Consider the following 26390-nt stretch of genomic DNA (forward strand, 5'->3'; position numbering starts at 1 on the left):
GCCAACCTCAACGTGGTAGCCCGCATCATCGGCGTCGGGCCGACGTTCTTCCAAGCCGGCAAGCCACACGGCCACAGCCGCAGAGACGCCGTAGCCGCGCTGATCGCCGACGGCCGCTGCCATCCCGGCCTGCTACCGGATCTCGCCATGGTGACCCGCCCGGACGGCAGCCGCGGACCCTGGCACGACAACTTGGGCCCTCGGCAGGTCTCGATCGAACAGGTCATGCTGCGCAATCGTTGTGTTCACCGCGGCCCTGTCGATGATGCGCGAGTCGGAACTGCGCATGATCACTAAGGACGCGGTTGTCGGCTACTACGGCAGCCCCGCCGTCAGGTCCGTCCGGCAGAAACTCGACCCGGACCTACCCGTCAAACACTGGTGGATCACCGAGCCGGTCGCCCACGCGATCGCGCTGGCCGGCAAGCTGTCGCGTCACGACGAACCCACCTTCGCCGCCGTGACCGGCGCCTGGGCGGGCGAAGGGTTCGCCAGCATCGCCGTTGGCAGTCGCCTGGCCGGGGGTGCCTCAGCTCAGCAGAACGATCGCGCCGACGAGGAGTGTTGCGGCCACGAGCAGGATGACGATGATCAGCGTTGTCCTGCCGAATCTGCGGCGGATCAGCTTCGGGTTGTGACTCATCGGTGGGGTTCCTCTCTTGTTCAGGTCCGGCGGCGTATGGCCAGGTAGGCGATGCCGGTCAGGAGGGCCGTGAGGGCGAGGTAGGCCGCTGCCTCGGCCGACTGCATGGGCCAATACGGCAGGTCGACTTGGCTGCGTACCGCCCGGCCACCGAGTTGGCTGACGCCGACAAGTAGCACCGCTAGCGGCATGGCGACACGGGAGTGCCCTGTGACTGCGCCGAGTGCGGCGCCGAGCGTGAGGGCGAACAGCACTCTGGCGAACGGCATCATGCCGTGGCTCTCGTAGTATGGCCAGGCCGTCGGGTTACCCCCGGCACCCGGCAGTGCCCAGGCCAGGAGCGCGGCGAGCAGACCGGCCGCGACCAGGGCGCCGCATCGGTCATCTCGTCCTCCCGTCACCACCAACAGTCGGGGGAGAGGCCGACCGGGTTCACGACCCACGCATTCCTGATGCAGCGCTCAGCCACGCTCCACGTCAACAACGATCCAGACCTGTCGCCGTACTTGCCGCCAGTGGAGGTCGACGCCCGGCTGATGGCGAACGTGAAAACTCCACGCGGGTGCCGGACGAAGGTCGGCGGCGAGGAACCGCCGGCGCCGCTGACCGCCGGGAACAGCCCGGACCGCAACTCTGGCATAGCCGGCCTGGGTCTCATCTGTTGACTGGGACCCAGCGCCCCCGTTCTGACCGCGCCTGGCGCTCAGCCGGCCAAGCGGGACAAGCCGCGTGATCGGCCATCCGCACATGCCGCGGATAAAACGCGTGCCGGTTTTCTGCGGCCCGGCACTCTACGTGAGCAGTCCGGCTTCCGACGGTTGGTGGTTGCCGGCGGTCGACGTCATGGTCGGGCTTACGGGAGATGAACTCGTCGCCTCGCACCTGGTGTCGTTTCGGCTGCGCGGGTCCAGCCCGGTGGTGGGTTCGTCCGCTCAGTTGCCGCGTGCGGCGGCCAGTTCACCCATCGCCTCCCGGTACCGAGTCTGCGCCCGCTGCGCCTCACCGTGCCAGCCGTGCCCAGTGAGCAGCTCGATCAGTGTGGTGTGCGCGTTCTCGTCGTACGGGTCGAACTGCAGGATCTGGTAGAGGAAGCCAACGGCATCCGCGGTGTCCCCGCCGTCTCGGGCCAGGTCCACCAGGGTCCGAAGCACCCGCAGGTAGGTGGCGCGCGCCTCCTCCCGTACCGGCACGGCCCAGTCGTCGTACGGCTCGTCGCCGAGGAAGTCGCCGGTGTAGAGGCGCTGCGCGTCGTCCAGCACGGCTCGCGCCTGGCCGGTCCGGCCCTCCCGGTGCAGCCGCAGGCCGTGCTCGACGGCGAGCAGGAAGTCCTCCAGGTCGATGTCGATCCGGACCGTGTCCAGCGCGACGCTGCCCTGTCCGGAGAGCAGGAAGTGATCCGCCGGCATCCGCTTCTCGGGGTCGAGCGAGCCGCGTACGGTGGACAGCGCCACGGACAGCCGGTGCCCCACCTTGGCCGGGTTCTCGTCCGGCCACAGCATCTCGCCCAACTCCTCGCGCGGCACCGGCCGGCCGCGCCGCGCCACCAGGATCCGCAGCAGGTCGCGTGCCTTGCGCGACTGCCAGGTCACCACCTCGCCCGCGCCGCTGGTCACCTCGAACCGCCCGAACGTCCGCACCCCCAACCGGTAGGGCGGGGTGCCGGGGGGCGTCCACTCCACGCCGCTCACGGCCAGTCGGGCGGCGGCGAGCTTGCCGGCGATCCGGTCGTCGGTCGAGGCGCCCGGCAGGACGCCGAGCGCGGCGCGTACCCGGTCCGCGTCGAGGGTGGCCTCGGCTGCCTCCCACAGGGTGAGCGCCTCCCGCCAGGCCCGGCGGGCCTGCGCCGGACTCGTCGCGGCGCTGCCCATCAATTCCAGCGCCTCCGGCAGCAGGGCCCGCTCCTGTAGGCGTCGGGCCGCCTGGGCCGCAAGGCCGGCCAGTTCGGCCGCCCGCTCCGCCTCGCCCGTGGCCAGCCGGGCCCAGCCCAGGGCGAGGTTGGCGACCGTGGAGGTGGGCTCGGCCGCCAGGGCGCGGCTCGCGTACCCGAGCGCGGCCTGCGGGTCCCGGGCCGCTACCAGCCGGGCCAGGCCGGCCAGCGCCGGCACCAGCGCCTGGCGGTCGCCCGCCGCCTCGGCGATCTCGACCGTCTCCTCGTACGCCGCGCCCGCCTGCACGGCGCGTCCCCGCCGCCGGTGGATCCCGGCCACGCCGAGCAGCGGGTACGCGACCATCCGGGAGCCGGTACGCCGATACAGCCAGACCGATTGTTCGAACACGGCCAGCGCCTCGTCCAGTCGGCCCAGCCCGACCAGCGCCTCGCCCTCGTTCACCAGGGCCAGCGCATGCATCGGTACGTGGCCGATCTCCTCGGCCAACCGGGCGCCCGGACGGGCCTCGGCCAGCGCTTCGGCGAACCGCGCGTCGTCGATCAGACGGGACGCGCGATTGGACCTGATCCGGGTCACCTGCACCGCGTCGCGAGCTTCCTCCGCGTAGGCCAGGGCCCGCTCGTAGTGCTCGCCGTTACCCTGTGGGTCGCCGGCCAGTTTGGCGTGCAGGGCTCGGGCCACGTGCGCGGCGGCCAGCGCCCCCGGCTCGTTGGCACGGGCCGCTGCCCGCATCGCGGCGTCGGCCGCGACCGTGCACGCGGGCAGGTCTCCGAGCAGCCAGTGCACAGTCGCGGTCCACGAGTACAGCCTGGCCAGGTCCGTGGCGGCACCGCCGGCCAGGTCATCGTCGGGGTCGGGCACCGCCGCGCTGCGGAACACCTCCAGCGCGGCACGCGGGTCCCCACTGAGGTAATGCAGGCTGCCCAGCCGCCAGGCGAGCGCCGGGTCGACCGGGCCCGGCCGCTCGGCGCGCTGCTCGGTCAGCATGCGCAGCGCCGCCGCGCTCTCGCCGGTGGTGTAGAGCGCCTGGGCGTGCAGCAGCCGCAGCGGCTCCGGCCGCCGCGCGGGCGGCAGCTCCTCGGCGGTCTGGATCACCGTCGCCGCACCACCGACTGCGAGCACGCTCTCGCCACGGCTGGCGAGCAGTTCCACCGCCTCGTCGGTGCGACCGACGGAGCGCAGCGCCCGTACCGCCGCCAGCGGCAGATCGTGTCCCGCGTACCAGCCGGCGGCCCGGCCGAGCACGTCGCGTCGCCGCCGGGGGCGCAGGAACGTGGCAAGCAGCGGCACCACCCGGAAGTGGCCGGGTTCGCCGGCGGCCCGAAGCAGCCCGGCGCGGCGCAGCGCGTCCACCGTGGTCGCCTCGTGGCCAAGTTCGACCGCCAGGTCCACGGTGAGCGGGTCCAGTTCGGCCGCGTCGGTGAGCAGGGCCATCTCGGCCTGGGAAAGGCTGTCCAGCACCTCCGCCCCGAGGAAGTCGGCCAGCGCGGTGTCCGGCGCGGTGAGCCAGTTCAGCAGGGCACGTTCCGACCCGGGCCGGTCCGGCCGGGTCATCGCCTGGCCGGTGAGATGCACCAGCGCCGGCCAGCCACCGGTCCAGCGCCAGACCGGATCGCCGTCGCGGGCCCCGTACTCGTGCTGGAGCAACGCCTCGACCTGGGGCCGGCTCAGCGCCAGCTCCTCCGGTCCCAGCTCGGCCAACAGGCCCCGGGCCCGCCACCTGGCCAGTCCGCCGGCCGCCGGAGTACGTCCGACCACCACCAGCCGGCACTGGGCGGGCAACCGCTCGGCGAACGCCACCGCACCGGCCGGATCGACCCGCTCCACCTCGTCGGCGACCAGCCACAGCGGCTCCGTGGTGGCCACCGGCACAGCGTCCGACCTGGTGAGCAGCGACGCGTCGTGCCAGCGCACCGCCATGCCGCGTAGCCGGTCCCGTACGGCGGTGGTCTTGCCGAACCCGGCCGCGGCCGTGACCAGGGTGCACCGCCGGGACAGTCGACGGTCGGCGCTGCGCTCCATCCACATCCTCTTCCGCTGTGTCGGCTCCCCAACACCGACCTTTGAGAATAGTTTGAGGCACCTTGAGGGTCCGTCGGGAAGCTGATCCCATGCGAACGACGAAACTGCTGACCGCAGCACTCACCGCCGCCCTGACCGCCGCCGGCCTCGTGGTCGGCCTCGCCACCCCGGCCGCCGCCGCGCCGGTGACCGACCCGGAGCGCTACTCGGACACCCCGGTCGGCTTCGGCTGGTACCTGTCGGCGAACAAGGCCACCATCAACAACTGGGCCAACCAGTACGACATGCGGGTCACCGGCATCGAGGTGAACGGGCCGGACAACTACGCCGCGGTCCTGGTGCACAACTCCGGCGCCTACCAGCGCGGGCTGTCCGGCAGCGCGTCCTGGACCACGGACGAGACGGTCGACACCCTGCTGGCCAAGCTGGGCGACAAGCGCCTGCTCGACCTGGAGCGATACGTGGTGAACGGGCAGACCCGGTTCGCCGCCGCCTGGGTGGACAACCCGGCGAACAACTGGCACAACTACAAGTGGTACGTCAACAGCACGGAGAGCTACATCAACGCCCGGCTGGCCGACCTGGGCGGCCGGATCATCGACATCGACCACGTCTCCGGCGACCAGTACGACGTGGTGATGATCCCGAACACCGGGGTCGACCAGAAGCAGTCCTGGACCCTGTTCGGCAAGACCATGGCCGAGATCGGCGACGCGCTGGCCCAGCACGATGCCCGGCTGGTCGACGTGGAGCGCCACGCCGACGGCAAGTGGTCGGCGGTGATGGTCAAGACCGACCTGCCCTACTGGTCCTGGCATCCGAACGCCTCCGCACAGCAGGTGCTGGAGATGCAGGCGAACAAGGGTCTGCGCCCGATCCACCTCAAGTCGTTCGTGCAGAACGGCGAGACGCGGTACTCGGTAATCTTCGTGGACAACCTGGACCCGGTTTCGATCAAGGCGCGTACCGCGCTGGAGAACGGCATCGGCAACAACCTGCCCAAGCGGGGCTTCTACCTGAAGTCGGTCGACGGCAACACGCAGAACTGGCTCAACGGGGACGTCAAGTTCGAGCCGGCGAGCATGCTCAAGGCCCTGCACCACGTGCACGCCATGCGCCGGGTATACCTCGGCACCGAGACGCTCGGCGCCGGGGTGACCTGGTACAAGAACCCGAGCGCCCCGGACAACGGCGGTCTCTGCGCGTACCAGGACAACGGCACCCCGATCACCACCCAGCCGGTCGCCGACAACCTGGAGAACACGCTCAAGGGCATGATGGAGCAGTCGGACAACCGCAAGACCGACGCGATTTACAACCGGTACGGCCCGGCCGCGCTGAACGCCGCCTCGGACGCGCTCGGCATGGCCGACACCCAGCTCAACCACCGGATCGGCTGCACCTGGGAGGCGGCCGGACAGGTCAAGGCGTCCAACGAGCTGACCCTGGCCGACGCCGGCAAGCTCTACGAGGCGGTGTACCGGGCGAACTCCCCGTACCTGGGCACCGGTGTCGCCCGCGACAAGTTCACGGAGCTGGCCGACCCCGGTACCTGGATCTTCTCCAGCGTGATGAAGCAGGAGGCGGATGCGCTCGGCATGAGCGTGACCGACCGCAACGCCTTCGCGGCGAAGATGTGGGGCGCGTTCAAGCCAGGCGGGTACGCCAACGCCGCCGACGGCGCGACCTGCAACGAGAGCGGCTGCACCGCGCTGCTCATGCGCTCCACCGGCGGAGGAATGATCTCGCTGCCGTACCGGAACTTCAACGGGGTGGAGACCGAACGGAAGTACGTCTACGGCGCCTTCATCGACGGGGCGATCGACTGCGGCCTGGGCTCGTCGACGGACTGCAGCCAGGAGTCGGCGGCGATGTTCCCGGCGGTCCAGGCGAGCATGGCCGAAATGCTGCGCCCGCACCTGAAGTCCGCACTGGCCAGCTTCATGCCGCAGCGCGCGGGCAACTGACCCGCCCGGTACCACCGGCCCGGATCGCGTGACCACCACTCGTGGTCACGCGATCGGTCGTGTCCGTCCCAGACGCCACCGCCAAGCCGCTGCCCGAACGCTTCCCTGCACCGTACGCGCCCAGTGCAGCGAGTGCACCGAGTGCACCGACCGAATGCTGATCCACAGGGAGCCCTGGCGCCCAAGCCGTAGAAAACCACAACCCAGAGGCCGGAACCGGGTTCCGAGCGGGGGCGTACGCGCTCCCCCGAGGGTATGCGCAACCACTGCTGGCGCGACTCACCGGACGGCCTCCAACTCGCCGACAGCAAGCTCCCCTCCCTGCCGGTCGCCACCTGTGAGATCCAGCGCTACACCTACGACGCGAAGCTCCGCGCCGCGCATGCCGCATCGTCGGCGTCTGGATCCGGGGACGACTCCCCCAGATACCGACCCAACTGCGCGGCAGCTAGGAGGTAGTTGTAGCGAGTGGTCTCCGGATGGCTCCCGGCGCGCAGCGACCGGGACCAGTCCCGAAGGAACCCAGCCCAGGTCCGAGACAGCTATCGAGGCCGCCGACGCCGGTAATTTCGACGGCCACGAGTTCGGCGGCGGCGAAGCCGTCCTCTACGCCTACGGTCCGGACGCCACCCGACTCTTCACCGCGATGGAGCCGCAGCTGCGGGCCTTCCCGGCCAAGCCAGCGCACGCCACCCTCCGCTTCGGCGAGCCATACGACGCGACCGCCGTCGAACAACACATTGATCTCTGAACGCCCGCCCTCCTCAGGACAAGGTTCTAGACCGAACGTCAAGCATGTCCTGGGACGATGGCGCCCATGTGGAGCAGCCCGGCAGACAACACTCGGACTTTGCGACTGATCGGCTATTGGCGTGGACCGGGCGAAGAATACTGGCCCGACCCGGCGTTGTTCGTCGACGACGAGGCCGATTCGGCGAGCCAGCGACGGGTGAGCGACTACCTGCGTGGTGGCACATGTTTCGTGGCTGCCGCCGGCTACTCACTGTGTCGACTGTGTGGCATCCGCAACGGATCCGAGGAACTGACCGACGGCCAACACTTCGTGTGGCCTGAAGGGCTCGCGCATTACATCGACGTGCACAACGTGCGACTACCCGATGAGAGATCACCGAGTTTATGGATCCGTCGCAGGCACCCGTCGACGTGAGAGCGTTCGAGCGTGATCTCCTCCACACAGAACAGATTGCCATCGACGCCGCCTGGTGGCATTCGGTACGCGGCCGACAGCCCTGAACACGATCGCAGCCTAGCGTCAAGTCTTCTGCTGGTCCTGGTCCTCGGTCTACGCAAGAGCGAAGTGCTCGGGCTGACCTGGGACCACGTCGACTGGGGCGGCTGGAACAAGCGCTGCGACACGACGGCGAGCGGTTCTGCGACTCCTGCCGCGACCGGTACGAGGTGTCTCTCCTGGTCGACAAGCAGCTTCAACGGGTACGCGGGCAACTGCTGCACCGAGAGACGAAGACCGAAGAGTCGGACGCTCCGCTGCCCCTGCCGGGCATCTGCGTCAGCGTCCTTTGGCACGGCCGGCTACGACAGGAAGCCGCCGCCACGGCTGCCGGCGAGGGCTGGCACGACACGAACATGGTCTTCACGACCCGGTACGGGCTGCCGGTCGAGCCGCGCAACTTCTCGCGTTCCTGGGACGCGGGGTGTCTCCGGGCCGGGATCAAGAAGATCACTGTGCATGACGCGCGGCGTACCTGCGCGTCCCTGCTCGTGGACCTGGATGTGCACCCCCGGATCGCGATGGCGATCCTTCGGCACGCCGATTTCTCGATCACGATGGAGGTCTACAGTCAGGCATCGCCGAAGGCGACCCGGGACGCGCTGCGGCGCCTGGGCGACAGCCTCGACGGATGACCGTTGCTGTACTTCGCTGCTGTACGGGCACCAAAAAGGCCATCTCAGACTTCCCTGAGATGGCCTTCGACCTGCTGTCGGGACGGCCGGATTCGAACCGACGACCCCTTGACCCCCAGTCAAGTGCGCTACCAAACTGCGCCACGTCCCGTTGCTGCTCTTCAGGTCCCCCTGCGACAGCCGGTACAGCTTAGCGCAGGATCATCCGGTCCGCGCACACGCCCTCCCCCGCCTCGCAGCCCCCTCGACCGGGGAGTCGGCCAATGGTCGCTGACACACCCCCTACGCCGTCCTAGGAAGATGGGCTGTTTCTGGTGCCGGCCGAGGTCGGGGCGTGTCGGCACCAGAAAGTACCGGCACCAGAAACAGTGGGCTGCGGGTCAGCCGTGGGCCTTGCCCCGGCCGCCGGCACCGACCTTCTTGCGCGGGCGTACCGACACTTCCACGGGGCTGCCCTCGAAGCCGAACTCCTCGCGGAGCTTGCGCTCGACGAACCGCTGGTAGCCGGCGTCCAGTGGCGCGGTGGTGAAGAGCACGAACCGGGGCGGTGAGGTACCCGCCTGGGTGGCGAAGAGCACCTTCGGCGCCCGTCCGCCACGCACCGGGTGCGGCGTCGCCTGGACCAGGGCGGTGAGCCACTGGTTCAGCTGCCCGGTCGGCACCCGGGTCTCCCAGCTGGCCAGAGCGGTACGCAGGGCCGGGGCGAGCTTGTCCACGGCGCGTCCGGTCTTCGCCGAGACGTTCACCCGGATCGCCCAGGGAATCCGCCGCAGCTCCCGCTCGATCTCCTTGTCCAGGTAGTACCGCCGGTCCGCGTCGACCAGGTCCCACTTGTTGAAGGCGATGACCAACGCCCGACCGGACTCGGTGACCATCGTCAGGATCCGCTGGTCCTGCTCGCTGATCGGCTCACTGGAGTCGAGCAGCACCACCGCCACCTCGGCCGCCTCGATCGCGGCGGCGGTCCGCAGGCTCGCGTAGTACTCCGTACCGCTGGCTTTGCCGACCCGCTTGCGCAGTCCGGCGGTGTCCACCAGCTGCCAGACCTCCCCGCCGATCTCGACGAGGCTGTCCACCGGGTCGACGGTGGTGCCGGCGACGGCGTCCACCACCGCCCGCTCCTCCTTCGCCAGCCGGTTGAGCAAACTGGACTTGCCGACGTTGGGGCGGCCGACAAGGGCGACCCGGCGCGGACCGCGCGGCCCGGACTCCCGGATCGGCGGCGCCTCCGGCAACGCCTCCAGGATCGCGTCGAGCAGGTCGCCGGAGCCCCGGCCGTGCAGAGCGGAGACCGGGTGCGGCTCGCCGAGCCCGAGCGACCACAGCGAGGTCGCCTCCAGCTCGATCGTGGTGTTGTCGGCCTTGTTGGCGACCAGCAGGACCGGCTTGGCGCTGCGTCGGAGCATCCGCACCGCGGCCTCGTCGACGTCGGTGGACCCGATCATGGCGTCGACCACGAACAGCACCACGTCCGCGGTCGCCACCGCGTTCTCGGCCTGGGCCGCGATAGCCGCCGCCCGGTCCCGGGCGTCCGGCTCCCAGCCGCCGGTGTCGACGACGGTGAACTGCCGCCCCGACCACTGCGCGTCATAGGGGATGCGGTCCCGGGTCACCCCGGGAGTGTCCTCGACCACGGCCTGCCGACGACCGATGATCCGGTTGACGAGTGTGGACTTGCCGACGTTGGGGCGGCCGACGACCGCCACCACCGGCACCGGACCGGTCGGCTCCTCCTCGTCGACGTCCGGCTCCCGCAGCTCAACCCAACCGTCACCGGTACTCACGACGCCTCCTCACCCCGCCGGACAACAGTCCGACCTTCACCCGACCGGACAACCGTCCGACCTTCGCCGTGCCGGACACCTGTCCGGCACTCAACCGGCCGGACAACCGTCCGACCACCGCCCGGGCGGGCTCGCGCCCGTCCCGGTACCGCAAACTTCCGACCGGTACGTCGTCTCACTGACCCGGCCGCCGTCCGGTCAACAGCTCACGCAGCCGGCTGACCACCTCGTCGATGCCGAGTTCGGTGGTGTCCAGCACCACCGCGTCCGGGGCCTGACGCAGCGGATCGGCGGCGCGGGTCGAGTCGAGCCGGTCGCGCCGGGCCAGGTCGGCCGCTGTCGCGGCGAGGTCGGCGGCGTTCTCCGTGCTGCGTCGCTGGGCCCGTGCCTCCGCCGAGGCGGTCAGGTAGACCTTGAGGTCCGCGTCCGGGGCCACCACCGAGCCGATGTCCCGGCCCTCGACCACGATCCGACCGGCCGCTTCGATGATCTGCCGCTGCAGGGCGACCAGGATCTCCCGTACGGCGGGCACGGCCGACACCGCGGAAACGGCGGCTGTCACCTCGGGGCCCCGGATGTCCCGATCGACGGCGATCCCGTCCGCGGTCACGCTCGGCGCCGCCGGGTCGACGCCGATCTTCAGGTCGACCTCGCCCGCCACCTTCGTCACCGACTCGGCGTTGTCAAGGTCGACGCCGGAACGCAACACCGCCCAGGTCACCGCCCGGTACATCGCGCCGGTGTCGAGATAGCGGGCGCCGAGCGCATCTGCCAGCCTGCGGGAGACGGTGGACTTCCCCGAACCGGACGGGCCGTCCACGGCAACCACACATCGCCCGGTCGGTACCTCTTCCGCCACCGTTCCTCCTTCAGCCAGTCAGTGGTCGTATGCCCCGATCATCGGACCGCTGTCCCGACAACCGGACGTATGCCCGGGCCCGTCACGGGCACACCGCAGCGTCGGCGCACCGCCACGACCCATGTTTCGCTGTCCATCATGCCCCGCGCCCCGAACCGGCCCACGCCCGACGGCCGTGGCGTCGGGCGCCCTCGGGGCAGGATCAGTCGCCGACCGCCTTGAACAGCGCGGCGATCTCCGCGTTCGTCAGCATCCGGTGCCGCCCGGCGCGCAGGTCACCGAGCCGGATCGGGCCGATCGCGGTACGCACCAGACGGGTGACCGGATGTCCGACCTCCTCCATCAGCCGCCGGACGATGTGCTTGCGACCTTCGTGCAGGGTCAGCTCCACCTGGGCGGTTCGTCCCAGGGTGTCCACCAGCCGGAACTCGTCGACCCGGGCCGGACCGTCCTCGAGGTCGACTCCGGCCAGCAGTCGCCGGCCCGCGTTGCGACGCAACGGCCCCGCCACCTCGCAGAGATACGTCTTCGGCACCCCGTACGACGGGTGCATCAGCCGGTGGGCGAGCGTCCCGTCGTTGGTGAGCAGCAGCAGTCCCTCGCTGTCGGCGTCGAGCCGGCCGACGTGGTAGACCCGTTCCTCGACCCGGCCGAGAAAGTCCGCCAGCGCGGTACGGCCCTTCTCGTCGGCCATCGTCGAGACCACGCCGCGCGGCTTGTTCATCGCGAGGTAGACCAGTCGGGTGTCGGTCACCACCCGCTCGCCGTCGACGTAGATGACCGCGGTCGACGGATCGACCTTGTCCCCGAGCTGCGCGACCCGGCCGTCCACGGTGACGCGGCGCCGGAAGATCAGGTCCTCGCAGGCACGTCGGGAGCCGACGCCGGCGGCCGCGAGCACCTTCTGCAGGCGCTCGACGCCGTCGGCGGGGGCGAGCTTGTCATCGTGGGGCATCGGCGATCTCTTCCACATCGTCAGGCAGGAACGGGGCGAGCGGCGGCAACTGGTCGACCCTGTCCAGCCCGAGCTTCTCCAGGAACAGCGTTGTCGTCCGGTAGAGGAACGCACCACTGTCCGGCTCGGTGCCACACTCCTCGACCAGGCCGCGCGACACCAGGGTACGGATCACCCCGTCACAGTTGACACCGCGGATGGCGGAGATCCGTGACCGGGTCACCGGCTGCTTGTAGGCGACCACGGCAAGGGTCTCCAACGCCGCCTGGGTGAGCCGGACAGACTGGCCGTCCAAGACAAAACGCTCGACGTAGGCGGCGTATTCCGGCCGGGTGTAGAGACGCCAGCCACCCGCCGCCCGGCGCAGTTCGAAGCCGTGCCCGGCCGCGGCGTAGTCCCGGGCCAGCCGGTCCAGCATGCCGGCGACCCGTGCGGTCGGCTGCTCCAACACCTGGGCGAGGACGATCTCGGCGACCGGCTCGTCGACGACCAGCAGGATCGCCTCCAGCGCGCCGCGCAACTCGTCCTCGTCGACCAGCGCCAGTGGCGCCGCCCGTCTGGTCGCACCGGCCGGCGAGTCGGCGCCCTCCGGCCCGTCGGCCACGGGTACGTCATCTCCGGCCACGTCCGCGCTCTCCGGCCCGCCGGCCACGTCGATCCCGGCCACGTCGGCCCGGGATACGGCATCCCCGGCTACGTCCGCGCCCTCCGGCCCGGACACGCTCTCCACCCCGGGTACGTCCGCAGCCTCCGACCCGAAGGCCACGTCGCTCCCGGGTACGTCCGCAGCCTCCGAGCCGGCGTCGGCCGACGGCGGGTTGGGCACCTCGCCGAGCTCGACCGGATCGTCGACTGTGAGTGGCGGGTGGGCAGCCGACTCCTCCGTCATCGGGGACATCTGCGGCGCGGACTCGTCTCCGTGGGCGGGCGCCTCCCCCGGTGACGTGGTCTCCGCGACCGGTTCCTCGGTCACCGACGTCTCGGCACCGGGCTCGTCCATCGGCGGCGCCCCAGCACCGGCGATGTCGCTCGCCGGTCCTTCGACACCTGGGGTGTCGCTCGCCGGCGTCTCGGTTGTGTCCTGCCCGGTGGACTGTGCCGGTGCGGGCGACCGCTCCCAGGGCGGCACCCAGGCCGCAGCCTGTTCGGCCAGGGACTCCGGCCGACTGTCGCTGGTCACCGTGCTTCCTCCCGCATCTCCTCGACGCCTGTCGGTCCGTCCTCGGTCGGCGCCGCTGGCCGATCGGCCTCCGGCCCGCCGGGCCCGACCACCTCCGACCCGCCGGCCCCGACCACCTCGGCCTCCGACCCGCCGGCCCCGACCACCTCGGCCTCCGACCCGCCGGACCCGATCCCTTCGGCCTGCACCCGGCCGGGCTCGACGATGGCGGTATCCGATCCGCCGTCTCCGCCCGCGTCGGTCCCCTGGACGTCGGTGGCCGACGCGCCGGCCCCGGCTGGGTCGGGAACGGTTCCGCCGGTTTCGCCGGCGGCGTCCGGTTCCCCGGCTGTGGGTTGCTCCTTGACCGGCGCTCCGGCGTACTCGTCGATGTTCAGGTCGGCGCCGCCGTCGGCGGGACCGGTCCACCGTACGGTCAGTTCGCCGAGCGCCTCCACCTGGCTGAACCCGACCAGACCCTCCCGGTACAGCTCGAGCAGTGCCAGGAACCGGGCCACCACCTCGAGCGTCGACTCGCAGTCGGCGCAGAGGATCCGGAACGTCGCGGTGCCGGCGCGGCGCAGCCGGTCCCGGAGCAGTGCGGCGTGCTCCCGGACGCTGACCCGCACCATGTGCACGTGGTCGATCGAGACCACCGGAGCGGTCTTCGGGGTCATCGCCTTGATCGCCAGTTTGAGCAGTCGTTCAGGCCCGATGCCCAGGACAAGTTCGGGCAGCGCCTCGGCGTACCTCGGTTCCAGGGCGACCGCCCTCGGATAGCGGCGGGAACCGACCGCCTCCAACTCCGAGATGTGTGCGGCGGCCTCCTTGTACGCCTTGTACTGCAACAGCCGGGCGAAGAGCAGGTCCCGCGCCTCCAGCAGGGCGAGATCCTCCTCGTCCTCCACCTGAGCGGTGGGCAGCAGTCGGGCCGCCTTCAGGTCGAGCAGGGTGGCGGCGATCACCAGGAACTCGCTCGCCTCGTCGAGGTCCCAGTCGTCACCCATCGCCCGGATGTAGGCGATGAACTCGTCGGTCACCTGGTGCAGGGCGACCTCGGTCACGTCGAGTTTGTGCTTGCCGATGAGCTGCAGCAGCAGGTCGAACGGCCCGGTGAAGTTCGCCAGCCGTACGGTGAAACCGGCGGCCGAGTCGGCCTCGTCGCCGGCCGGGGCGTTCCCGTCGACCGACCCGGCGGCGTCCGGCCCACCGGAACCCTCGGCCGGATCGTCAGCGGGCGGCCCGTCATCAGCCGGGCCGGATTCCCGCGATGTCCGGGCCTGGACGGGTACCACGGCCGTCGACACGGTGGTCGTCGGAGCTGACGCTGTGGCAGCTGGAGCTGACGCCGTGGCAGCTGGAGCTGACGCCGTGGCAGCTGGAGCCGACGCCGCAGTTGACGATGAAGAGGCCGCTGGAGAAACCAGAGCCCCGGCCGGGGACGGGGACGTCGAATCCGCCGGTGCCACATCCGACGCTGTCGAACCTGACGACGCCGGGTCCGGCGGTGTCGGGTCCGGCGAGGCGGAAGCGGCGGGGGAACTCACCCGACGACCGTAGTCCACCGGCTCGGCGCCATCCGTCGGCAGCCCTGCGACGCTACCGTCACTCACCCGATGATCCTCGACACGGCGGGCACCGGAACGGGCCCGGGAAACGGAACGAGAGAGCGGCCGGCACCGGCCGGCCGGGGCTTCGGCACAGGGTTACCGCTCGGCCTGCGCGGCGATCACCTCTCGGGCCAGCTGGCGGTAGTTGCGGGCGCCGGAGGAGGCCGGGTCCAGGGTGGTGATCGGCGCGCCGGCGACCGTGGACTCCGGGAACTTGACCGTCTTGGTGATCACCGTCTGGTAGACCTTGTCACCGAACGCCTCGACCACCCGTTGCAGCACCTGCCGGCAGTGGGTGGTGCGGCTGTCGTACATGGTGGCCAGGATGCCTTCCAGCTCCAGGTCGAAGTTGAGCCGCTCCCGCACCTTGTCGATGGTGTCCAGCAGCAGCGCCACCCCGCGCAGGCTGAAGAACTCGCACTCCAACGGGATGAGTACGCCGTCCGCCACGGTGAGTGCGTTGATCGCCAGCAGGCCCAGCGACGGCTGGCAGTCGATCAGGACGTAGTCGTACTCCTTGCGGATCGACCGCAGCACCCGGGCCAGGGCCATCTCCCGGGCGACCTCGTTGACCAGCTGGATCTCGGCCGCGGAGAGGTCGATGTTGGCGGGCAGCAGGTGCAGCCCGGCCACGTCGGTCTTGATCAGCACGTCCTCGGCGGTGACGTCGTCCTGCATCAGCAGGTTGTAGACCGACAGATCCAGGTTGTGCGGGTTGACACCGAGGCCGACCGAGAGCGCCCCCTGCGGGTCGAAGTCGACGAGCAGGACCTTGCGGCCGTACTCGGCCAGCGCGGCGCCCAGGTTGATGGTGGTGGTGGTCTTGCCGACCCCGCCCTTCTGGTTGGCCATCGCGATGATCCGCGCCGGGCCGTGCTGATCGGTCGGCATCGGCTCCGGGATCGGCTTGCGCATCGTGTACGCGGCCGGATCGGCCGGGCCGAGTTCGGCGCCGAGGTCCAGGGCGGACTGCTGTTCGCGCAGGGTCGAGGTCCACGCCTCGGCACGGTCACCGTTGTCAGCCATGTCCTCGTACGCCCCCTCCCGACGACTGCCCGGCGTCGGAGCCGAACGGTGTCCTGTGCGGCGCCGCCGCGAACCTCGATTGCCGCCTCACGAGGCCGCGCCGATGCCGACTGTACGCCACGTCGCAGCACCGTAGTGGGCACCGTCTCGGCGTGTCGACTCGGCGGGAACAACCGTGTACCACGGCCGGAGCGTCCACGCGTCGCAGGCACCGCGCGCCGAGATTACCCGGAAGGGTTCAGTCGAGGGCCCGGGGATGCGCGGTGACGTACACCTCTCGGAGTCGGTCCACCGTCACCAGCGTGTAGACCTGGGTGGTGGTCACCGAGGCGTGTCCGAGCAGTTCTTGCACGACCCGCACGTCAGCCCCGCCGTCGAGCAGGTGGGTGGCGTACGAGTGGCGCAGCGTGTGTGGCGAGACCGCGTCCGGTCCGTCCACCGGAAGTCCGACGCGTCGGGCGGCCCGCCGCAGGATCGTCCAGGCACTCTGCCGGGACAGCGGGCCACCCCGGGCGTTGAGAAAGATCACCGGGGTGCCGCGACCGGCGGCGGCGAGGATCGGTCGGGCCCGGACGAGGTAGGCCCGCAGCGCCTCGGCGGCGTACCCGCCGACCGGCACCAGCCGGCTCCGGCCGCCCTTGCCGCGGAGCAGGACCACCCCGTCGGTCAGGTCGACGTCGTCGATCGCCGCGCCGACCGCCTCGGAGATCCGGGCGCCGGTGCCGTAGAGGAACTCCAGCAGCGCCCGGTCGCGCAGCGGCAGTGTCGCCTCCGGTCCGGTCGCTCCGACCGGACCGGTGGTCTCCAGCAGCCGGAGCACGTCGGCGACGTCCAGCGCCCGGGGCAGCCGGCGGGGCGGCACGGGCGGGCGGACGTCCCGGCTCGCGTCCTGGCCGACCAGACCCTCCCGGACCGCGAACCGGTGCAGGCCGCGCACGGCGGAGGCCGCCCGTGCGGCGGAGGCGGCCGACAGCGGCGGGTGGTCCGGATCCCCGGTCCGCAGCCGGGCCACGTGCCCGGTGATCTGCGCCGGTCCGACCGTGGCCAGGTCCCGGACCCCGTCGGCGGCCAGGGACGCCAGATAGCGTTCCAGGTCCCGCCGGTACGACGTCAGCGTGTTCGTCGACAGCCCCCGCTCGACCGTCAGGTGGTCGAGATAGCCGCGCAGCGCCCGTCGCAGCGCCGGCGACGGTTCGACCGGGGTCGGGGTGGGCGGCGGCCCGACCTGAGCCGGGGCCGGGGCATCCGTGCCCGACCCCGACCCCGGTCCGACGCTCATCCGAGAACGTCCGCCAACGGCAGGGTCGGCATCCCGTGCGCCTCGGCGACCGGGCCGTAGGTGACCTGGCCGGCGTGCGTGTTGAGGCCCAGGGCGAGCGCCGGGTCCCGGCGCAGCGCCTCGCGCCAGCCGTGGTTGGCCAGCTCCAGGGCGTACGGGAGGGTGACGTTGGTCAGCGCGTACGTGCTGGTGTGCGGCACCGCGCCGGGCATGTTCGCCACGCAGTAGAACAGCGAGTTGTGCACCGGGTAGACCGGGTCGTCGTGGGTGGTCGGCCGGGAGTCCTCGAAGCAGCCGCCCTGGTCGATCGAGATGTCGACGAGCACGCTGCCCGGCTTCATCCGCGAGACGAGTTCGTTGCTGATCAGCGTCGGCGCCTTCGCCCCGGGCACCAGCACCGCGCCGATCACCAGGTCGGCGTCGAGCACCGCCTTCTCGATCTCGTAGGTGTTCGACGCCACCGTCTGCAGATGCCCCCGGTAGATCGCGTCGGCCTGGCGCAGCTGGTTCACCGCCCGGTCGAGCAGCAACACCTCGGCCTGCAGGCCGAGCGCGATCGCCGCCGCGTTCCGGCCGGAGACCCCGGCGCCGATCACCACCGTCTTGGCCGCGTACACGCCGGAGACGCCACCCATCAGGACGCCGCGCCCACCGCCACTGCGCATCAGGTGGTACGCCCCGACCTGGGGGGCCAGCCGGCCGGCGACCTCGGACATCGGGGCGAGCAGCGGCAGCGAGCGGTCCGGCAGCTCGACCGTCTCGTACGCGATACCGGTCACCTTCCGGTCCAGCAGCGCGTCCGTGCACGACTTCGAGGCGGCGAGGTGCAGGTACGTGAAGAGCAGCTGCCCCTCCCGCATCCGGTGGTACTCCTCGGCCACCGGCTCCTTGACCTTCAGAACCAGTTCGGCGGTGCCCCACACGTCGTCGGCGTCGCCGAGGATGGTGGCGCCCGCGGCGGTGAACTCGTCGTCGCTGATCGACGACCCCGCCCCGGCACCGGTTTCCACGTACACCTGGTGGCCGGCACGGACGAACTCGTGCACGCCCGCCGGGGTGATCGCCACCCGGTACTCGCGGTTCTTGACCTCGCGCGGAATTCCGACCTTCACGATGCAGACACCCTCTCTGCCGGGGTCGCCGGCTCCGGTGGTACGGCGCGCGCCGGCTCCGTTGCCGCCGCGGTCCACCGTCCCGCCTGCGGAAGTCTAGGACCGCGCCCGGGGCCGGGCAGCCAGCATTGTGACAGCGGGTAACCGTCACGCTTGACGGTATGTCAGCCAGCCGCCCGGCGCCGAGGTCAGGGCAGTGGCGCGTCGACCGGGCGCAGCGGTGCCCAGCCCTGGTCCCGGGCCCGGGCCGCGGCGAGCACCCCGGCGACGCAGGCCACGTTGGTGATCTGGCCGGACAGCACCATCGACACCGCCTCGTCCAGGTCGACCCGGACGACCTCCAGCTCGGCCTCCTCGTCGTGGCGCTCGTGCCGGTCACCGGGCGGGACCTCCGACAGCTCCCGGGCCAGGAAGATCCGGATCATCTCGTCGGAGTAGCCGGGTGAGGTGTGCACGTCGACCAGCAGGTCGAGTCGGGCCGCGCGCAGGTCCGCCTCCTCGGCCAGCTCCCGCAACGCACCCGCCGGCAGTTCCTCGCCGGCCACGTCGGCCAGGCCGGCCGGCAGTTCCCAGATCACCCGGCGGAGCGGGTGGCGGTACTGCCGTACCAGCACCACCCGCCCCTGGTCGTCCAGCGCGACCACACCGACCGCGCCGACGTGCCGTACGTAGTCCCGGGCCCCGACCCGGCCGCCCGGCATCTCGACCTGGTCGGTGACGACCGAGAAGATCCGGCCCTGGAACCGGAGCTGACGGGACCGGACCTCGTAACGGTGCCCGGCCCCGGCCGCCCCGGAGCTGGCCGCCCCGGAGCCGGCCGTGTCCGAGCTCACCGGGGTGGGGCCGGTCACGACGGGGTACTCGCGCGGGCCGCCCGGACCTGGCCGTTGCGGCCGCCCCGCCCACCCCGCTCCGCCGGGTTCGCCGACTCCGCGTCGGCGGCCGGTGACTCCGTGTCGTCGACACCCAGCGCCGACTCGGCGCCGACCGGGGCACTGGCGGCGGCACCGGTCAAGGTACCGAGCTCCACCGGCAGCTGGTCGGCCGACGAGTAGGCGACAACCGCGCCGACGAACGCGGCGAAGAGCGGATGCGGCCGGGTCGGCCGGCTCTTCAGCTCCGGATGTGCCTGGGTGGCCACGAAGAACGGGTGCAGCGACCGGTCCAGCTCCACGAACTCGACCAGCCGACCGTCCGGCGAGGTGCCGGAGATCTGCAGGCCGGCCTTGGTCAGCGCGTCCCGGTAGGCGTTGTTCACCTCGTACCGGTGCCGGTGCCGCTCACTGACCTCGGTGGCGCCGTACGCCTCGGCGACCAGCGAGCCCTCGGCCAACCGCGCCGGGTACGCGCCGAGCCGCATCGTCCCGCCCAGGTCACCCTTGCCGGCGACGATGTCCTGCTGGTCGGCCATGGTGGCGATCACCGGGTGGGTGGCCTTCTCGTCGAACTCGAGCGAGTTGGCGCCGTCCAGTCCGGCGAGGTGGCGGGCCACCTCGATGGTCATGCACTGCAACCCGAGGCAGAGTCCCAGGATCGGGATCTGGTTCTCCCGGGCGTACCGGACCGCGCCGATCTTGCCCTCGATGCCGCGTACGCCGAAGCCGCCCGGGATGACGATCCCGTCGACGCCCGCCAGCGCGGCTGCCGCACCGGCGGCGGTCACACAGTCGTCGCTCGGCACCCAGTGCAGTTCCACCCGGGCCCGGTGACCGAACCCGGCGGCCCGGATCGCCTCGCTCACCGACAGGTACGCGTCGGGCAGGTCGACGTACTTGCCGACCAGGGCGACCCGGACGGTGTGCCGCGGGTGGTGCACCCGGTCGAGCAGGTCGTCCCACCGGTCCCAGGCGACGTCCCGGAAGGAGAGCCCGAGCCGACGTACGACGTACGCGTCCAGGCCCTCCTGGTGCAGCACCTTCGGGATGTCGTAGATGCTCGGCGCGTCCGGGGCGGCGATCACCGCCTCGCGGTCGACGTCGCAGTAGAGCGAGAGTTTGTGCTTGAGCTTGTCCGGGATCTCCCGGTCCGACCGGCAGACGATGGCGTCCGGCTGGATACCGATGTTGCGCAGCTGGGCCACCGAGTGCTGGGTCGGCTTGGTCTTCAGCTCCCCCGACGGCGCCAGGTACGGCACCAGCGAGACGTGCAGGTAGAAGCAGTTGTCCCGACCGAGGTCGTGACGGACCTGCCGGATCGCCTCCAGGAAGGGCAGCGACTCGATGTCCCCGACCGTGCCACCGACCTCGGTGATCACCACGTCCGGGGTCCGGCCGTCCTCGTCGGGATCGGCCATGGCCAGGATCCTGGCCTTGATCTCGTTGGTGATGTGCGGGATCACCTGAACGGTGTCCCCCAGGTACTCCCCGCGCCGCTCCTTGGCGATCACCTCGGAGTAGATCTGGCCGGTGGTGACGTTCGCCTTCCCGGACAGGGCCCGGTCGAGGAACCGTTCGTAGTGCCCGACGTCGAGATCGGTCTCGGCGCCGTCGTCGGTGACGAAGACCTCACCGTGCTGGAACGGGTTCATCGTTCCCGGGTCGACGTTGAGGTAGGGGTCGAGTTTCTGCATCACGACGCGTAGACCCCGCGCGGTGAGGAGATTTCCAAGGCTGGAGGCGGTCAGGCCCTTGCCGAGTGAGGAGGCGACGCCCCCGGTGACGAAAATGTGCCTGGTCGTCCGTACTGAAGGGGCCAAGGCCTGCTCCCGTGGTCGTCTGTTGCGATCGTGCAGACCGGGTCCGATCAGCGAAGTGATCCACGCGATCCACGGGATTCCACGGTAACACCATCCCTGGCCGGGGCGCCGGCCGCACCCGTTTCCGTGCCGTCGACCCGGTGGTCGCACCTGATCAACCCGCCGGTCACCTCCCGCCACCGGCTCCCCCGACCGCTCCCCCAGGGCCGAGCGGCAGGCTCCGGGAGACCGGCAGGGTCCGGGAAACCGGCAGCAGGCTCCGGGAGACCGGCAGCAGGCTCCGGGAGACCGGCAGGGACCGGCGAGCAGGCAGGACGCGGCTCAGCCGGTCGGCGCGTCGGCCGGTTCCTCCGGCCACGGGATCGCGGCCGGTATGGTCCGGTCGGCGGCGTGGTCGAGCACCCGCAGGGCGGCCAGGGCGGCCATCGGCACCGCCAGGGCGGCCGCCGCCCCGGCGACGTTCAGGGCCGAGCCACCGAGCACCCCGCCGAGCAGGGCCGCCACCGCGATACCGGCCATCCCGGCCCGGACCGCCGGATAGATCCCGAAGAGGCGCTTGAGGCCGCCCCAGGGACGCAGCAGGGCGAACCACACCAGCACCGCGCCGACCAGGGCCAGCACGGTCAGCGGGCTACCGAGCAGCGCCGTCATGTTCGCCGCCCCGGACCGGTGCACGGTGAGTCCGCTGGTGCCGTCGCCGAAGGCGGCGAGGAACCGGCCGAGGCTGCCCCGCTGGTCGAGCGGCTGACGCAGGTCGAGCAGGGCGAACCCGATCGTGACCGCGAGACCCGCCATGGTGGCCCAGGCCAGCCGGCCGGGAGTCAGCCAGCCGCCGGTGCTGATCGCGGCGGCGATGCTCACCCCGGCGGTCAACGCGACCGCCCCCACCGGATCACCGCCCAGGTACGGGCTGCCGACCACGATCACCCCGAGCACCCCGACCAGCACCACCACCGCCGGACGCCAGCTGCGGCGTACCCGTTGGGCGAGCCATCCGGCGGTCAGCAGACTGCCGGCCACGAACACGCCGAGGCCGACCACGCCGAGCCCGGAGTAGCGTCCGCCCTCCAGCGCCGAGTAACCGATCACCCCGTTGAGCTGGAGCCGGGCTCCGGTGATCACGTCGGCGGCGACCACCAGCGCCGCCAACGCGGCCACGCTGCCCAACGGCCAGAGGGTGCGCCCGTACGCCCGGGCCAGTCGGACCCCGGCGGTGGCCGCACCGAGCAGCACGGCGGTGACCAGGGCGAAGTAGACACCGGCGTGTTCGCCGCGCCACCACGGGACCACGTCGGCGACCAGCGCGGCGGGTATCGCGAGCGCGGCCGCGATCAGCAGCACCTCCACCGTCGCGACGACCCGCCGGGGCGCCGGGGTCGGCCCGGCGGGTCCGGCGTGCCGGCGGGCCCGCCGCAACAGCGGTACGACCGCGATCGCGAGCAGCACCTGCAGGCCGGCCAGCAGCACGAAGAACCATCGGGCCACCCGTTGCTGGGCCCGGGCCTCCCGGTCGGCGTCCGCCGGTGCGGCGATCGCGTCGGGCAGGGCGGCCGGGCGGCCGCCGACCACGGTCGCCGGCTGTCCGACGAAGAGCCGCTGCGGCGCCGGCCGGCCGAGCGCGGCCAGCGTGGTCGGCGCCAGGTCGACCAGTTGCAGGTAACCGTCCCGTCCGGTGCTGCGTGAGGTGAGCCAGCCGCGTTCCCAGCCGGGGCCGTCGGCGACCGCCACGTGCAGCCGCGACGTCTGGTCAGTGTCGGCGATCCCGGCGACCAGCACCAGGGACCGCGCGGGGCGGGCCGCCAGCACCCGGGCCAGGGCGGCGTCGGCCCGGCGGGCGGCGGCGGCCCGGCCGACGGGGTCGTCTCCGGCGACGGTACCGAGGTCGACGATGCTGAGTACGCAGTCGTCGAGCAGGTCGGGCAGGTCGGTCGGCAGCTTCTCGGCGTACCGGTCCACCCGCCCGAAGGGCCGGGCGGCGGCGACGGCGGCACCGGGGCCGACCGCGACGGTGCAGCGGACCGACTCGGCCAACGCCCCCGGCACGGTGCCCCAGCGCAGCTTGTCCTGGTTGTAGTTGACCGTGGCCCGCTGGTCGGGCAGGTTGGCGCTGATCCGGTCCGGCCGCTCGACGGTGACGTCCAGCGGCGGACACCCGGCGGGCACCACGCTGCCGTCCCAGGCCGCGAAGTTGCCGGCACCGAGGGTCTGCCAGCCGTCGACCGGACAGGTCGGCTGCCGCGCCGACCGGACCGACAGGGAACCGATCGAGCCGCGCTCGGCCATCTGCCACAGCGTCGGGGTGGTTTCCGGGTCCACGTCGTCCCACCGCAGCCCCGGCACCCCGGCCAGCACCACGTAGTCGGCGGTCTTCTCCGGTGCGCCGGAGGCCGGCCGGACGACCAGCGCGGCGACGCCGAGGCCCACCACCGCCACGGTCAGCAGGACCGGCACCAGCCGACGCAGTAACGGTGCCGCCGTGAGCCGCCGTACCGGGTCCGGTGCCGCAGCGGGCCGTGCCGGGTCCGCTGTCACGGTGAGCCCCGTCAGGTCCGGCGCCTGGTCGGTCCGGCCCGGGCGGTCCGGCCGCAGCCGCCGGGGCAGCGCCACCAGCCAACTGCGCCACGCGGGTCGCGAGCGCGGCATCAGACCTGCCCCGCCGCCGAACCGGTGGCCCCGGCGGGACCGGTGGCGGAGTCGTCGGGTTGGCGACCGGGCACCTCGGCCGGGGCGAGTTCGGCGTAGATCGCGGTGACGGTGGCGACCGTCTCGGCCTCGGTCGGCCATTCGGCGGCCCGGGCGGCACCGGCCCGGGACAACTCGGCCCGCCGGTCGGCGTCGGCGAGCAGGGCCCGTACCGCCTCGTCGATCGCGTCGACGTCGCCCGGCGGGACCAGCACGACCGCGTCGCCGACCAGCTCCGGCAGCCCGCCGACGGCGGTGGCGACCAGTGGTACGCCGGCCCGCAGCGTTTCCTGGGCGAAGAGTTGGCGGGCCTCCCAGTCGCTGGTGACCACCGCCAGATCGGCCCCGCCGAGCAGGTCGGCGACGTCGGTGCGGTGGCCCAGCAGGGTGACCGGGGCCCGGGCCGCCGAGATCCGGGCGGCCAGTTGCAGATAGCTGGGGCCGCTGCCGGCGATCACCACCACCGGGGCCGGTTCCAGCCCCCGCCACCGGGCCGCGGCATCCACCAGCACGTCGTAGCGCTTCTGCGGGTGCAGGCGACCGACCGACAGGATCAGCGGCTGGTCCGGCGCGACGCCGAACTCGGCCCGGACCGCTCCCCGGGTCCGGCGCGGGGGCGGCAGGGTGGGCGCGGCGACCGGGGCGAGTCGGGCGTCCGGGGCACCGAGGGCACGGGCCCGGTCGACCAGGTCGGCGGAGGCGCCGAGGGTGATCCGGGCCCGGCGGGCGACGACCCGTTCGACGAACCGGGACAGTTGTCCCCGTACGCCGGTGGCGAGCACCGCGTTGTGCCAGGTGACCACCACCGGTACGACCGGCCGGGCGAGTACCGCGACCAGGCCGGCCCGCAGTCCGTGCGCGTGCACCACGTCGACCGGTCCGGTCAGCACCCGGCGCAGCGCGGCGACCGCCCGGGCATCGGCCGGAGTCGGGTTCGCCGGGATCTCGACCGGGACGAAACGGGCACCACTGGCGGTGAAGGTGAACTGCTGCTCGGTGGCGGCCGGCCCGCAGACGGTGACCCCGACGCCGTTGGCGACCAGACCTCGGGCCAGCGAGGCGACGTGCTGACCGACACCCCCGGTGCTGGAGGCGAGGAGGAGGACGACCGAGCCGGCCCAGTCGCCGGCTGTCCCGGTACTCACCGCGTTTCCCGCTCCCTCTCCTCGTCCACCTCCGGGCCGTCGACGTTGCGTCGACCCACCCGGGCCGTCAGGCCACGCAGCCGGTTCCGCGCCGCGACCAGCAGCGGGCGTACGTCGTGCCGGTCCAGCGGGTACACGATCGCGACGAACACCGCGCCGACGGCGACACCGGACAGCATGCCCTGTAGCAGGGCGGCGCCGCGCGCCGGGGTGCCGTCGGCGCCGCCGCCCAGCCAGTGCGCCAGTGCCGCGCCGACCGCCGCCGCGACGACCCCGGCGAGCACTCCCACCAGCACCGCGCGGGGGAAACCAATCAACGCCCGGCGGCCGGCTTCCCGGATCACCACCACGACCAGCAGCACGCCCAACACCAGCATGCCGAGCGAGTTCGCCACGCCCACCGCGAACACCCGGTAGTCGACCGGAAAGACGGTGGACAGCCCGATCGCGGCGACGGGCACCAGGAGCCAGCCGACGACCGTGGCGACGGTGGCCGGGGCGGCCGCGTTGCGGGCGTACAGGGCCCGGGTGAGGACCGCCAGCAGGCCGTAGCCGAGCAGCCCGGGGGCGAAACCGGCGATGGCGGCGGCGGAGGCGGTGCCGCTGTCCGGCCAGAAGAACCGGGCGACCGGTTCGGCGGTGCCGACCAGCGCCGCCGCGCCGAGGCAGCTGAACAGCAGCACCCGACGCGCGGTCGGGGCGAGGGTGTCCCGGTAGCCGGCGACGTCCCCGGTGGCGTGGGCGGCGGCGAGGGTCGGGTACGCCGCGACTGCCAGCGGGACGGCGAGCACGGCCCAGGGCAGCAGGTACACCGTCTGGGCCAGGTTGAAGACCACCTCCGCGCCGGTCGGCCCACCGGTCACCTGGTGCAGGCTGACCACCAGGGCGATCTGCTGGGCGGTCACGGTGGCGGCCCCGGCCAGGGCGAGGCCGCCGACCTTGGCCCGGGCGTCGGCCGGGAACCGGTAGCCGGGTCGGATCGGCAGCCGCAGCCGGCGCAGGGGCACGAGCAGTGACAGTGAGAGCACCACCACGCCGAGGGTGGTGCCGGCGGAGAGGATCAGCTCTCCGCCGCGTCCGACCTCGGCGATGCTCGGGTGCACCCCGTCGACGGCGGCGAACGCCAGGTAGACCCCGATCACCGTGACGCTGGAGAGCAGCGGGGCGATCACCGGCCAGGCGAACCGGCGGTACGACTGGAGTACCCCGGTGAGCACGATGCCGATCCCGTACAGCGGCAACTGGGGGGCGAACACTCGCAGCATCCGCGCTCCGGCCTCGACCTCGGCCGGGCTGGGCCGGTCGGCGATCAGCCCGATGACCGGTTCGGCGAAGACCGCGACCGCGACCGCGAGCGGGATCAGCAGGGTGAGCGTCCAGCTGAGCAGGGCGCCGGTGGTCCGGGCCACCGCGGCCCGGTCACCGGCCGCGACCGCGCCGGCCAGCAGCGGTACGACAAGACTGGCCAGCGCCCCACCGGCGACGATCTCGAAGATGATGTTCGGGACGGTGTTCGCGACCACGTACATGCCACCGAGGTCGCTGTTGTCGCCCATCACCCAGGTGAAGACGGCGGTACGCCCGAACCCGGCCAGTCGACTGGCCACGGTCAGTACGGCGATCAGCGCCACGGCGCCGGCGACCCGGCCGGCGCCGGCGAGAGGTGCCGGCGTCTTCAC

The 26390-nt window shown here is 72.0% G+C and carries 16 protein-coding genes, 1 tRNA gene and 3 pseudogenes; 4 read left to right on the forward strand and 16 right to left on the reverse strand.

Annotation, left to right across the window (positions count from 1 at the left end; translation table 11 throughout):
* The first annotated feature begins 241 nt into the window (after positions 1–241).
* Positions 242–691, forward strand: a complete 450-nt coding sequence (locus V1633_RS29410) for a hypothetical protein (RefSeq protein WP_331217550.1) — start codon at positions 242–244, stop codon at positions 689–691.
* Here V1633_RS29410 and V1633_RS29415 read toward each other — a convergent pair.
* Together V1633_RS29415 and V1633_RS29420 are read right to left on the reverse strand one after the other, a co-directional pair.
* Positions 664–1044, reverse strand: coding sequence for a hypothetical protein (locus V1633_RS29415; protein WP_331217551.1), 381 nt, complete (start codon positions 1042–1044; stop codon positions 664–666). The two genes, V1633_RS29410 and V1633_RS29415, sit on opposite strands and share 28 nt — an antisense overlap.
* Before the next feature lie 531 nt (positions 1045–1575).
* On the reverse strand, positions 1576–4554 hold the full coding sequence (locus V1633_RS29420) for a BTAD domain-containing putative transcriptional regulator (protein ID WP_331217552.1): 2979 nt from the start codon (positions 4552–4554) through the stop codon (positions 1576–1578).
* Between the two features lie 89 nt (positions 4555–4643).
* Here V1633_RS29420 and V1633_RS29425 point away from each other — a divergent pair, with 89 nt between their 5' ends.
* From V1633_RS29425 to V1633_RS29435, 3 genes and pseudogenes are all read left to right on the forward strand, one after another.
* Positions 4644–6521: a serine hydrolase gene (locus tag V1633_RS29425; RefSeq protein WP_331217553.1), complete on the forward strand. Its 1878-nt coding sequence runs from the start codon at positions 4644–4646 to the stop codon at positions 6519–6521.
* A gap of 850 nt (positions 6522–7371) precedes the next feature.
* Positions 7372–7689 (forward strand): hypothetical protein, encoded by a 318-nt coding sequence (locus V1633_RS29430; RefSeq protein ID WP_331217554.1) that lies wholly within the window; start codon positions 7372–7374, stop codon positions 7687–7689.
* 114 nt (positions 7690–7803) lie between these two features.
* A pseudogene (locus tag V1633_RS29435) lies at positions 7804–8405 on the forward strand (tyrosine-type recombinase/integrase); the annotation flags it as partial.
* A gap of 77 nt (positions 8406–8482) precedes the next feature.
* Here V1633_RS29435 and V1633_RS29440 read toward each other — a convergent pair.
* The 14 genes and pseudogenes from V1633_RS29440 to murJ form a co-directional block, all read right to left on the reverse strand.
* A tRNA-Pro gene (locus V1633_RS29440) sits at positions 8483–8556 on the reverse strand.
* A gap of 229 nt (positions 8557–8785) precedes the next feature.
* Positions 8786–10189, reverse strand: coding sequence for a ribosome biogenesis GTPase Der (der, locus tag V1633_RS29445; RefSeq protein WP_331217555.1), 1404 nt, complete (start codon positions 10187–10189; stop codon positions 8786–8788).
* 175 nt (positions 10190–10364) lie between these two features.
* The gene (gene cmk, locus V1633_RS29450; protein WP_331217556.1) at positions 10365–11048 is read right to left on the reverse strand and encodes a (d)CMP kinase; all 684 of its coding nucleotides are present in this window, start codon (positions 11046–11048) and stop codon (positions 10365–10367) included.
* Positions 11049–11250: 202 nt separating this feature from the next.
* Complete coding sequence (locus V1633_RS29455) at positions 11251–12003, reverse strand: pseudouridine synthase (protein ID WP_331217557.1); 753 nt, start codon at positions 12001–12003, stop codon at positions 11251–11253.
* Positions 11990–12892 (reverse strand): SMC-Scp complex subunit ScpB, encoded by a 903-nt coding sequence (gene scpB, locus V1633_RS29460; protein ID WP_407952130.1) that lies wholly within the window; start codon positions 12890–12892, stop codon positions 11990–11992. Before scpB ends, V1633_RS29455 begins: the two co-directional genes overlap by 14 nt.
* A 287-nt stretch (positions 12893–13179) precedes the next feature.
* Positions 13180–14457 (reverse strand): segregation/condensation protein A, encoded by a 1278-nt coding sequence (locus tag V1633_RS29465; RefSeq protein WP_331217558.1) that lies wholly within the window; start codon positions 14455–14457, stop codon positions 13180–13182.
* Positions 14458–14868: 411 nt separating this feature from the next.
* On the reverse strand, positions 14869–15798 hold the full coding sequence (locus V1633_RS29470; RefSeq protein ID WP_331217559.1) for a ParA family protein: 930 nt from the start codon (positions 15796–15798) through the stop codon (positions 14869–14871).
* Between the two features lie 238 nt (positions 15799–16036).
* Positions 16037–17077: a site-specific tyrosine recombinase XerD gene (locus tag V1633_RS29475; RefSeq protein WP_331217560.1), complete on the reverse strand. Its 1041-nt coding sequence runs from the start codon at positions 17075–17077 to the stop codon at positions 16037–16039.
* The gene (gene ald, locus V1633_RS29480) at positions 17074–18189 is read right to left on the reverse strand and encodes an alanine dehydrogenase (RefSeq protein WP_331217561.1); all 1116 of its coding nucleotides are present in this window, start codon (positions 18187–18189) and stop codon (positions 17074–17076) included. Before ald ends, V1633_RS29475 begins: the two co-directional genes overlap by 4 nt.
* A gap of 188 nt (positions 18190–18377) precedes the next feature.
* Positions 18378–19022, reverse strand: a complete 645-nt coding sequence (locus V1633_RS29485) for an NUDIX hydrolase (protein ID WP_331217642.1) — start codon at positions 19020–19022, stop codon at positions 18378–18380.
* Positions 19023–19180: 158 nt separating this feature from the next.
* Positions 19181–20884: pseudogene (locus tag V1633_RS29490) on the reverse strand (CTP synthase); the annotation flags it as partial.
* 360 nt (positions 20885–21244) lie between these two features.
* Positions 21245–23527, reverse strand: a pseudogene (locus tag V1633_RS29495) (hypothetical protein); the annotation flags it as partial.
* A complete protein-coding gene (locus tag V1633_RS29500; RefSeq protein ID WP_331217562.1) occupies positions 23527–24711 on the reverse strand; it encodes a glycosyltransferase family 4 protein in 1185 nt (394 codons plus the stop codon). The gene V1633_RS29500 and the pseudogene V1633_RS29495, both read right to left, overlap by 1 nt.
* Positions 24708–26390: a murein biosynthesis integral membrane protein MurJ gene (gene murJ / locus V1633_RS29505; RefSeq protein ID WP_331217563.1), complete on the reverse strand. Its 1683-nt coding sequence runs from the start codon at positions 26388–26390 to the stop codon at positions 24708–24710. The genes V1633_RS29500 and murJ overlap by 4 nt, the downstream gene beginning before the upstream one ends.

The sequence above is a fragment of the Plantactinospora sonchi genome (assembly GCF_036422035.1).
Taxonomy (GTDB): Bacteria; Actinomycetota; Actinomycetes; order Mycobacteriales; family Micromonosporaceae; genus Plantactinospora; species Plantactinospora sonchi.